The following is an 11750-nucleotide window of genomic DNA, read 5'->3' on the forward strand; positions in this document are numbered from 1 at the left end:
TATTTTTTGAAGGTAAGTATGAATTTATATGGACTGATATTTTATTGTACTTGTTACCGGATTACTCTTGTGGTTGTTTTTCGGAACTGAATACGAAATCACTCAATCGGAATTGAAATATAAAAGCGGACCATTTCACGGAAAAATTGAACTCGAACAAATACGCGAAATAATAAAAGGCAAAACGATGTGGTCAGGAATGAAACCAGCGACCGCTAAAAATGGATTGATAATTAAATACGGAAAATATGACGAAATTTATATTAGTCCAATTACAAATGACACGTTCGTTAGAAAAATTTTGGAATTAAATAATGATATAAAAAATAACAGTGAACTGAGAATCAGAACGCAGAAAGCCAGACGGCAACACCGTATAAAAATAATTGCGGCTTAGTGCTTAATCAAAGGTCGTTGCGTGTTTGTAACGTCTGATTTTCCTTCGGAAAATCCTCGCATACAAAACCCGCAACTAATCTTATACAACACGTTGTGGGCAAGTACTCAATTAAAATATTTAAGCTTGATTTAAGGGGTTTAAAATTTAATTTCCGCCAAAGTCTGGTATAAAAACCCAATCTTTTTTGGCGCACAAAAACAAAAATTTTAGCTAAGGTTTTGGTTTATTTATTAAGGTCGTTCCCTAGCGGTTGAGCAACTTTATAAATATTTTTTTAGTCGGTTTCTTTTTCCCTAGATCAGTAATTAAATTTTTGTTTTTTAACAAAGGAAATTTCTAATCCGCCAGTTTCCGTAAAATCAAATCTGAGCGCTTTATTTTTTTGGTTCTTGAATTTCTAAGAATAAAAAATTCGGTTTATAGACAAAGGACAGTCCTTTTTTATAATGGTCTGTAAAATATATTCAAAACCTGCCCACAACAAAGTATAAAATTAATTGCTTGGTTATTGATTACTTACAAAAGTCCAAACAGACTTTCCTGGTTCGTGTTTTATTTAGTAAATTAGTGTTCTAAATACGCAACTAATCTTATACAACACGTTGCCACACATATAACAAAAACTGATTGAATTGGACAATTTAGAAATATTAAAATATATCTGTTTCGGAATTTCGTTTTTAGTTGGCGGAATTATATTCTCTTTTCAAGATGACTTGATGAACCCGAAAATTTACTCAAAAGCACTATTTTCGAGTGGGATTTGTTTTATTATTGGCGTGTTATTGGAATTATTCAACATTTTTGATTTAGAGAATGGAATGACTTTGTTGGTAATGTCAATTGGAATTATTTATGTGGCGTACTTCAAATTATTCCTGAATTTGTTTGTAAAATGGAAAGGGATGAAACCGATTATCACATCTGCCTCAAGTATGATTGGAGGAAGGCCAATAAGCGGATTTACCAACAAATATGATTCGAAAAGAAGAATAACTGGTGCTGACTTTATATTCAGCTTCGCACAAGGTTTAATACCGATTTTTACAATTTTCGGAGTTATGATTTTAATAATAGAATTGAATAGATAGCGCAGAAATACGTGTGGCAACAAAGTATATAATCAATGCGGGAGTTGTTGCTTAATTAAAAGTTAGGGTATATTTGGAAGTCGCCGAATTTTTACAAATCCGACTTTTGATACAAACAAAAAATAAAAAGCGGAATTTGTAAAAATCAGCTTGTGCTCAACCGAATGGCAATAGCCATTTTTCATCCGCACTGCTCATATACAAAGCGTTAGCAGGCATTAACCAACAACGACCAAAATAAAATAAATATGGAACAGATTAGTTCTTTGAAAAAAATCCAAAAAGCGAGAACTATTGGCTCTTTCTTTCTTTTAGCATTTCTACTTTATGGGATTGGACGAAATATATTTGAAAGTGAAACACTTACTGAAAAATATACTGGTGCTTTACTAATTATAGCAAACTCAATTATCGTTTTATTAATTGGAATATTCTTAAGAAAGACATTACAAAAACACAATGTTTTGGTAGGAAATATTTATCTTTTTTCAAGAGTATTTGAAGCAATAGCTCTTGCAAGTGTAGTTCTAAATATAATCCCAACTGTAAACGTTTCTTTAGATTATGGATATTTCCTTGCAATGATTGTATTAGGAATTGGAAGTATTCCAATGTGTTTTATATTACTTGAACATAAAATCATACCAAAATGGTTAGCAATTTGGGGAATGATAGGATACGCTGTTTTTACATTTGGTTTTTTAATGGAGTTATTTGGAAAAGAATGGAGTATGTATTTATTAGGACTTGGAGGCTTATGGGAAATATATTTTGCTATTTGGCTAATTATAAAAGGTGGAAAAATAACGACCTGCTAACACCGTGTATAATTAATGCTATACTCCTACTTCAATTTAAATTTATATCTTTAATCATCTGATTTGCTACAACTGAAAATCCTGCAGATTGACAATCGCACAAATCATACACAAACCGTTGTAAGCCATTTGAACAGACCAATAAAAATGAGTGAAAATCGAGAATTTTGGTACTTCCTATTACAAGGAACTTTAGACGATAAAACAGGAGTTTATTCAACCTTCTATACTTACGGAACTCATTGTGGAGATTGTTTATCTAAAGCAATTAATACAGCAGAAAGAGAAGATGTAATAAAACCTGAATTAATTGAAACTTGCAGATTAGATAATTTAGAAAATTTTGAATTGCCAGAAAATGCAATAGAAATGAGTTCAGATGCTTTTATGCTTTCTACCATAAATACTTACGAATTAAAAAAAGAAGAAATTGAATTCACACCACCAATCGGAATCGCATTTGGAACTGATGAAAACGAATTCGAAACGGATTTAATTAAAGAATGTTTTGTTGCTTATGGTAAAAATGACAACGGAATATTTGAATTTGAACTTGTTGCAGATAATTCCCGACTTATAGAGACGTATTTTAAAGCAATTGAATTTTTACCTGATACAAATGGATTTTGGATTTATATTCGTGACCATTGGGAAAATGAACAAACTGAATTGCACGCAGGAAAAGATTTAATCTCAAAAGAAAATATAATCGAATTCTTAAAGTCAAATGATGAATCAACTTTAAAAAACGGATTTATTGACATTGTGGTTCATTCGAAAAAAGGAGAAACAAATCTCACTTTGGATGAGCATAAAAAAATTCAATTACACACGAAAGATGAATCTGTATTTAACGAGTTTATCGGAAAAATAATTGAAATCGGATTTGAACAAACCAGAGAATATTATAACATTGAATTTGGTTATCATCATTGGCATTATCGAACCAACAAAAGTCTTAACAGAAATGAATTTAAGGAAATGTTGAGTAAAAAGAATTTTGAACAAATAGAACTGAATTAAAAAAACGGCTTACAACAATGTATAAAAAACATAGGGCGTTTGTGCTAAACCGAAATTTCTGTGAGTATTAATGAAGTCCGCTAAATATAAAATTTGGCGTTTAAGAAAAAAAATAAAAGCAAAATATTTATATTTAGCTAAGTAATAAACCGAAACGAAAGTGCTTTTTAACTGCCCTACGTTTCTTATACTAAACGTTACCGCGCATTCCAAAAGAGAAAAACCAATAACCTCAAAGCTGAAATTTAAAAATAGCGGTGTTTTAATTACGCTGGAATCTTGCCAATTACGTCTACGTTGCGTTGGAATTTAAAACACTTTGCAATAGCAACGTTTGACTTTGAAAACCTTTGTGAAAATTGGATTTGTAAAACAAGTTGCTTAAAAAGTGTTTATCAAAACGTTGCGTTTGTTTGTCGGAAAAACTGAATGAAAAACTTATGTTTCCGAAGCGTGAAAATTTGACGCCAACAAACTGAAAACGAAAGGAAAACTAAATTAAAACGCGCGGTAACAAAAAATAAAATCAATACGGGGTTTAGGTAAAATTTAAAGTTTTGTGTTTTTAATCCGCCAGCAAAACATTTGTTGCACGGGATTATTTAAATTACCCAAAAAATGTTGTGCTGGCTTAGTTCTGGTTTTTATACGATATTTCGTGTTTGTAAAATCCCGCACTGTTTTTATTTAAACGTTGTGGGCAAGTACTCAATTAAAATATTTAAGCTTGATTTAAGGGGTTTAAAATTTAATTTCCGCCAAAGTCTGGTATAAAAACCCAATTTTTTTTGGCGCACAAAAACAAAAATTTTAGCTAAGGTTTTGGTTTATTTATTAAGGTCGTTCCCTAACGGTTGAGCAACTTTATAAATATTTTTTTAGTCGGTTTCTTTTTTTATAGATCAGTAATTAAATTTTTGTTTTTTAACAAAGGAAATTTCTAATCCGCCAGTTTCCGTAAAATCAAATCTGAGCGCTTTATTTTTTTGGTTCTTGAATTTCAAAAAATAAAAAATTCGGTTTCTAGACAAAGGACAGTCCTTTTTTATAATGGTCTGTAAAATATAGTCAAAACCTGCCCACAACAAAGTATAAAATTAATTGCTTGGTTATTGATTACTTACGAAAGTCCAAACAGACTTTCTTGGTTCGTGTTTTATTTAGTAAATTAGTGTTCTAAATACGCAACTAATCTTATACAACACGTTATGTGCAAGCTAAAAAAAACATAGAATATGCCAAAAATAATTGATATTGGAGTTGAGCAAGATCATATCGAGTCTTTAACGAGAGCGAATGGAATAACTGCAATTTCTGAACTTATATGGAATTCTCTTGATGCCGACTCAACAGAAATTAAAATCGAATACGTCAAAAACAAACTTGGAGGATATGAAAACCTTATTGTTATTGATAACGGACTTGGAATTGAATATACAAAAGCTCAAGATGTATTTGGTAGATTAGGTGGTTCAGAAAAGAAACAAATAAACACAAGTCCAAATGGACGACATTATCACGGAAAGGAAGGAAAAGGAAGATATAAATCACTTGCGTTAGGAGATTTAGTGAAATTCACTAGCGTTTATAAAAATGGAGAATTATTAAAAGAATTTACAGTAACCTTTGACCGAAATAATTTATCTCATTCAAACTTTAGTGATTTAAAAACACTTCCAAAAGATAATACAGAAACTGGTTTTAAAGTCGAAATTCAAAACATAAACCAAGAAAATGTAAATCAAGCATTAGATGTTAAATTCAGAAAAGAGATAGAACAAAAGTTCGCTTCTTATTGGATAAATTATAATGATTTCAATATTTACTTTAATGGCAACAAACTGGAATTTGAATCTTTAATAAAAAACACAGCCGAAACTGACTTTCTTGTAGAAGACGGAGAATTATCATATCGATTCGTGATTAAAGTAATCGAATGGAGTTTTGACATAAAAAAGAAAACATATTTATGTAACACCAAAGGTGTTCCATTCAAAGAATTGAACCTTGGAATTAGGTCAACAATTCCTATTTCGATTTTTATACAGTCAATTTATGTAGAAAAGTTACATAGAGAAAATCTAATAGATTTAGAAAATTTTGATGATATACTGCAAGGTGCTTATGGAGAAGCAAAGAAATTCGCTCGTGAATATGTTAGAAAACGACTTCATTTATATTCTGGAGAATTCATTAATGAATTAAAGTCAAAAGGTCTTTATCCATACAAAGAAAATGCGGATTCAATTATAGAGGAAAGCAAAAGACAAGTATTTGACATTGTTGCACTTCAAGTCAACGAATACTTACCAGATTTTGAAAATCAAGATGATAAAAGCAAAAAGTTTACACTTTCCCTAATCAAAGAAGCATTAGAGAAGGATTCTTCATCTCTTCAAAGAATTTTAACAGAGGTAATTGAATTGCCTGATGAAAAAAGAGAAGAACTTGTTGAGATTTTAGAAGAAACCTCATTGTCAAGTATTATAGATACAATGACAGAGATTAAAAACAGATTACGCTTTATTAATGGACTGGAAGAATTGATTTATAATAAGGAATTAAATAAAAATGTTTTAGAAAGAAAACATTTACATAAAATCCTTGTTAACGAAACTTGGTTATTTGGAGACGAATATACTTATGGAGTTGATGATATTACACTCAAAAATGTTTTAAAAGAATATTTGAAACATTTAGGTAGAACAGATTTTGAAGAAATTGTAACTAGTGAATCAAATACTGAACTAAAAATTATTCCAGATGTTTGTCTTTGGAGGCAATTTCCACAAGGAATTCCAGGACACAAAACAAATTTGATAATTGAATTAAAAAAACCAAAAGTTGATGCAGGAGTGGACGAACTAATGCAAATAAAACTTTATGCTGCTAGAATCAGTAAAGACAAAAGGTTTCCAAAAGAAAAAACTAAATGGAAATTCCTTTTAGTAACTAAAGACATAAAAGCAGACATTGAATCAGAGTTAGACCAAACCGACAGAAAATATGGACACGTAGTTGCAACTGATTTATATGATGTTTACGTTTTGACTTGGGGACACATTCTTAATGAAGCTAGAACTAGATACGAATTTATAAAAGACAAGCTGAATTTGAATTTAATGGATAACCAACAAAATTTAGATTATTTAAAATCAAAATACAGCGAATATTTACCAAATGAACTGAAAAAAGCCGGCACATAACACCGTGTATAATTAATTGCTGGTGCAAGCTTACTTACGAAAATCCTCGCGAATTTTCTAGTTGGTTTTGTATTTACTAAATTAGTCGCTTAAACACGCAACAACTCATACACAAACACGTTGTGGGCAAGTACTCAATTAAAATATTTAAGCTTGATTTAAGGGGTTTAAAATTTAATTTCCGCCAAAGTCTGGTATAAAAACCCAATCTTTTTTGGCGCACAAAAACAAAAATTTTAGCTAAGGTTTTGGTTTATTTATTAAGGTCGTTCCCTAGCGGTTGAGCAACTTTATAAATATTTTTTTAGTCGGTTTCTTTTTCCCTAGATCAGTAATTAAATTTTTGTTTTTTAACAAAGGAAATTTCTAATCCGCCAGTTTCCGTAAAATCAAATCTGAGCGCTTTATTTTTTTGGTTCTTGAATTTCTAAGAATAAAAAATTCGGTTTATAGACAAAGGACAGTCCTTTTTTATAATGGTCTGTAAAATATATTCAAAACCTGCCCACAACAAAGTATAAAATTAATTGCTTGGTTATTGATTACTTACAAAAGTCCAAACAGACTTTCCTGGTTCGTGTTTTATTTAGTAAATTAGTGTTCTAAATACGCAACTAATCTTATACAACACGTTGTGGTGCATTTACCAAAAACTCATTGAAAACGAGAGACTAACTTAAAACTGGACCAAAACTTTAATGAATCTAGCAAGACATTGTGATTTATGCGAAAATAAAATGACTAGTCTAGAAAAAGGAATCACCTGTAAGTTGACTAATAAAAAACCTAACTTTAATAACACTTGTTCCAAAATCACTCTTGATAAAAAATTTCAAGAAAAGTTAGAAATTGCTAATCTCGAATTGGAAATAATGCGTAGAAACCAAAAGTCCGCACATTTGACTTTCTACGGCACAATAATTATTGGTTTTCTATTAATACTTCTTGGATACTTTTTTTCTGACTGGAATATACATAGCTTGTTCCTATGGTACGTGAAAATTGGAATAATTGTAGCTGGATTTTCATTTCTGGAAACTGCTTACTCTAAGTTGAATAAATATAGAAGAGAAAATAAAAAAGCGGAACTGGAAAAAAATAAAATTGATGAAGTCCTAAATAAATACGGAGTTTCATATTGTGAAAGCTTTGATTTTAAAGAAAAAATTCACGGAACTCAAGAAGTAATTGTGAACGTTGAATTTAAAAATTGGACAAAAGGAAAAATAACTAATTCTTATAAATTTGACTATTAAAAGTAAATAAAAAACGACACCACAACACGGTGTATAATTAATTGCTTTGGCTAGTGCTTATCTGGAAAATTCCGCTGGAATTTTCTCTAGTCCGTATTTGTTTACTAATTTAGTTGCTTAATCACGCAACTAACCATACACATCACGTTGTAAACAATTTAAAAAAGCTAAATGATAAAAAATATTCTAACAATTTTAATAATTTTTTGTTTCTCTAATGTAAATGCCCAATATGAATGGACACCAGCAAAAGTTATCTTAAAAGATGGAACTTCATTTCGTGGGTTAGTTAAATTCCCCATGCATTCTGGTGGTCTAATTTCAATGGGAAGCACTAAGTTTAAGTATAAAAAAAATAGAAAATCATCCACAGAAAAATTTGGAAGCGAAACTTTAGATAAAGTCATTTTTGGAGACGAACAATTTGCCACCATAGAATATCAATACGTTCCTATTAAAAAAAATAAAAAAGTTTTAATGGAATTAATAATAAATGGTAAAGTAAATTTATACTATAGAGTTGTTTCCCAGTATAGCACAACAAATATTGGTGATCAAAATTTTCAGTCAATACCAAAAGCAACAATACCAACAACAACTTCTATTGATTATAATAATCAATACTTTTTGCTAAGAGAAAATGAAAAAACAGCTACATTAATAATCGACCCGAATAGTTTTCAATCTTTTAATTACAAAGCAAAAAAATATTTTTCAGACTGTAAGGATATAGTATCCTTTATAGAAAGTAAACTTTACCAACCTAAAGATTTATTAGAATTAGTAGAAGACTATAACCTTTTGTGTGAATAAAAACTGTTTACAACACCGTGTATAATTCATTGCTAGTTCTAGCCTACTTGGAAATTCCTTCGGAATTTCCTCTGGTTCGTTTTCTTTTGCTAAATTAGTTACCTAAACACGCAACGAAATCATACACAATCACGTTGTAGTGCATTAGAAAAAAAATGAACGAAAGATATTTAAAATTAGAAGTTATCTGGAAAGATGAAGATATGTTCGAATTAAAAGTTACGGCTAATAATGGACGATATTCTGGAATTACAGAAGTTTACGAAGGATCTGATTCTCTACTTGGATTTGTAAATGAACTTAACGGATTTCCATTTGGAAAAGACAAAGTGACTCATTCTTGTGGAGAAAAGGACAGCTATGCTTATTTCGAAATGGAGTTTTATAAAATCGGTTTGACTGGCAAATGTGGATTACAAATCACAATGGAAGAAAATGTTGCAACGGAATACAGAAAAGAAGAGAAAGACAAACTCATAATGGAATTGATAGTTGAACCAAATTCGATTGATATATTTTGCCGAGAATTGAAAGTATTAGCTGAAAAAGAAAGTGGAATTGCAGAACTAAAAGCTGTCGGAAAATATACGAATAACATTGTGTAGAATAACGCACTACAACAACGTGTATAACCCATTGTTTTCTTTGTGTGTACTCGGAAAATCCTGCGGATTTCCCTCTGGTTCGTTTTCTTTTGCTAATTTAGTCCTAAACCAAAACAACGTGCCATACACGAACACGTTAGCCACAAGCTAAAAAAACACTTGTCATCAAATCAAATAACATCGAAACAACAAAAAATATATTCGCCCACTTTGAAAAGTTTATTAAACTTTCAGAAGACTTGAAATCTGAGCTTTCAAAACGAATAAAGCCAATAGTATTTCAGAAAGGAGAACTCGTTTTAGATGCAAACAATATTTCCAAAAAAAGCTATTTCATTAACAAAGGTATTCTACGAACCTATTTTATAAAAGATGGAAAAGAAATAAGCGAATATTTTTCTGGAATAAATGAATGGGTTAATTCACCTAAAAGCTTTATGCAAAGGAAAAAAGACATCTACTACATTGATGCAATTGAAAACACCGAAGCGTATTTTATAAACGTGGACGACCTTGTGTATCTTTTTGACAATTATCCAGAAATGGAACGTTACGCTCGTTTATCAATGGGAACTGTTTTTGGGCATTTTATGGAACGTATAACCTCGATAAGATTTACATCTGCCAAAGAAAAATATATTCATTTTCAAAAAACTTATTCTGGAATTTATCATCGTATTCCTTTAGGTATGGTTGCATCTTATTTAGGAATAACTCAAGAGACATTAAGTAGAATAAGGGCTAAAAAGTAATTATTTGATTTAAGTCAAAAGTTCTGATTATCTCAATCACTAACTTTAACTCTAAATTAAAACTCATAATGAAGAAAAGAACAAAAAGAATATTATTAATCCTAGCTCTAGCTTTAATTTCAGGAATAATTTACATATTTACTTATGTCCCAAGTTTATCAAAACAGCACGGAGTTGTCGAAACTCTATTATATTCAGGAGATTCTGACAATCAGCCTTTAATTGTAGCCTTTGGTGGTGCAGAAGGTGGAATTGATTGGCACAGAGACCATATGAAAAGTAAAAGGGACAGTCTTATTCAAAAAGGCTATGCGATTTTGGCAATCGGATATTTTAATGCTGATGGAACACCGAAAAATCTTGACAGAATTTCGTTAGATGCAATTTCGGACACTATTATGAACATTGCCAAAAATCCCAAAATAGATGAATCAAAAATTGCCCTTATTGGAGGCTCTCGAGGCGGAGAATTAGTCTTGAATTTAGCTAGTAGATTTAAGCATTTTAATGCAGTTATAGCAATGTCAACATCAAATGTAACCTTCCCTGCTATTACTTGGTCTGCCAATACTTCTTCGTGGACTTATAAAGGTGAGGAAATTCCATATGTGCCAGCACCTTTGAAAATAATCGGACCTGCATTAAAAGGAGATTTATTTACTGCTCATAAGATGATGCTTGAAGACAAAGAAGCTTCAAAGAAGGCTGAAATTGAAGTTGAAAATATTAACGGGGCTATATTATTATTATCCGGTAAAAAAGATGACCAATGGCCAGCTTCAGAAATGTCTGACCAATTAATTCAAAGATTAGAAAACAAAAAATTCAAGCACTATTACAAACATATAAAACTAGATGGTGGACATATAGCACCTATAGAACATTTTAATTTTGTCTATGATTTTTTAGATAAACATTTACCAACGAAATAACCAAAGCCAGTGGCTAACAATGGCTATAATTAATACGGGTTTTGGTGCTTAACCCAAAGTTTAGAGCTTTTAACCAAGTCCGCCAAATCTTTTGATTTGGCTTTAGAACAGAAAAGATAAAACAAAATAAAAAGTTTTGGCTAAGTGCTTAATCAAAAGTTCACTACTTTTAATTCCCGTACTAACCATAGCCTAAACGTCAGACTGTCTAAAAACTGAGCACTTAAATATTGGTATAAAACATTGATAATTTGTATCTTTAGTTATGAGCTACATTCAAGGTTTTAACAGAAAACAAGCCGTTTTAATTCCCGAAACAATAGAACAATTAATAGCAGAAAATAATCCTGTACGCTTTATTGATGCCTTTGTAAATTCACAAGATGTTGTTGCTTTGGGGTTTAAAGATATTCGGTTTAATAAAAATGGTCGCCCGCCATTTCATCCAAAAGATTTATTAAAACTTTACATCTACGGCTATCTTAATAAAATAAGATCTTCTCGAGCATTAGAAAAGGAATGTATTAGAAATGTGGAATTGATGTGGCTTATAAAAGGACTTGTTCCAGACCATAATACCATCTCTAATTTTAGAAGGGACAATCCAAAATCCATTAAAAAAGTGTTTAGAGCCACTGTAAATATTGCTAAGAACCTAGACCTTATTGGAGGTGTTTTACTTGCGGGTGATGGAACCAAACTTAGAGCACAAAACTCCAAGAAAAACAATTACAACCAAAAGAAAATTGATAGACATATTGCCTACATAGAAACGAAGCTTGCTCAATATTGTAATGCATTAGAAACTGCTGATGGTGATAAGAAAAAAGTGATTGAAAACAAAAATTGCCAAA

11 protein-coding genes are annotated in these 11750 nt (G+C 30.8%); all 11 read left to right on the forward strand.

What is annotated here, in order from left to right:
• Positions 1-73 precede the first annotated feature (73 nt).
• The gene (locus RH82_RS15755) at positions 74-397 is read left to right on the forward strand and encodes a PH domain-containing protein (RefSeq protein WP_052158386.1); all 324 of its coding nucleotides are present in this window, start codon (positions 74-76) and stop codon (positions 395-397) included.
• A 635-nt stretch (positions 398-1032) separates the two neighbouring features.
• Positions 1033-1491 (forward strand): hypothetical protein, encoded by a 459-nt coding sequence (locus tag RH82_RS15760; RefSeq protein WP_156112513.1) that lies wholly within the window; start codon positions 1033-1035, stop codon positions 1489-1491.
• A gap of 266 nt (positions 1492-1757) precedes the next feature.
• Positions 1758-2309: a DUF4386 domain-containing protein gene (locus RH82_RS15765; RefSeq protein WP_162182467.1), complete on the forward strand. Its 552-nt coding sequence runs from the start codon at positions 1758-1760 to the stop codon at positions 2307-2309.
• 147 nt (positions 2310-2456) lie between these two features.
• Positions 2457-3332, forward strand: a complete 876-nt coding sequence (locus RH82_RS15770; protein WP_034062198.1) for a hypothetical protein — start codon at positions 2457-2459, stop codon at positions 3330-3332.
• Positions 3333-4567: 1235 nt separating this feature from the next.
• The gene (locus tag RH82_RS15775) at positions 4568-6538 is read left to right on the forward strand and encodes an ATP-binding protein (protein WP_034062199.1); all 1971 of its coding nucleotides are present in this window, start codon (positions 4568-4570) and stop codon (positions 6536-6538) included.
• A gap of 698 nt (positions 6539-7236) precedes the next feature.
• Entirely contained in the window at positions 7237-7794 is a 558-nt protein-coding gene (locus RH82_RS15780) for a hypothetical protein (RefSeq protein ID WP_156112373.1), read from the forward strand.
• Between the two features lie 171 nt (positions 7795-7965).
• On the forward strand, positions 7966-8607 hold the full coding sequence (locus RH82_RS15785; protein WP_034062200.1) for a hypothetical protein: 642 nt from the start codon (positions 7966-7968) through the stop codon (positions 8605-8607).
• Between the two features lie 155 nt (positions 8608-8762).
• Positions 8763-9212: a hypothetical protein gene (locus tag RH82_RS15790; RefSeq protein WP_034062201.1), complete on the forward strand. Its 450-nt coding sequence runs from the start codon at positions 8763-8765 to the stop codon at positions 9210-9212.
• A 239-nt stretch (positions 9213-9451) separates the two neighbouring features.
• Positions 9452-9964, forward strand: a complete 513-nt coding sequence (locus RH82_RS15795) for a Crp/Fnr family transcriptional regulator (RefSeq protein WP_052158387.1) — start codon at positions 9452-9454, stop codon at positions 9962-9964.
• A 68-nt stretch (positions 9965-10032) separates the two neighbouring features.
• Complete coding sequence (locus tag RH82_RS15800; RefSeq protein ID WP_034062202.1) at positions 10033-10896, forward strand: alpha/beta hydrolase family protein; 864 nt, start codon at positions 10033-10035, stop codon at positions 10894-10896.
• Between the two features lie 265 nt (positions 10897-11161).
• Positions 11162-11750, forward strand: a 589-nt coding sequence (locus RH82_RS15805) for a transposase (RefSeq protein WP_034062203.1), incomplete at its 3' end; no start/stop codon positions are given.

Origin of the sequence: Lacinutrix jangbogonensis (assembly GCF_000797445.1) — a bacterium.
In the GTDB taxonomy this organism is placed as follows: Bacteria; Bacteroidota; Bacteroidia; order Flavobacteriales; family Flavobacteriaceae; genus Lacinutrix; species Lacinutrix jangbogonensis.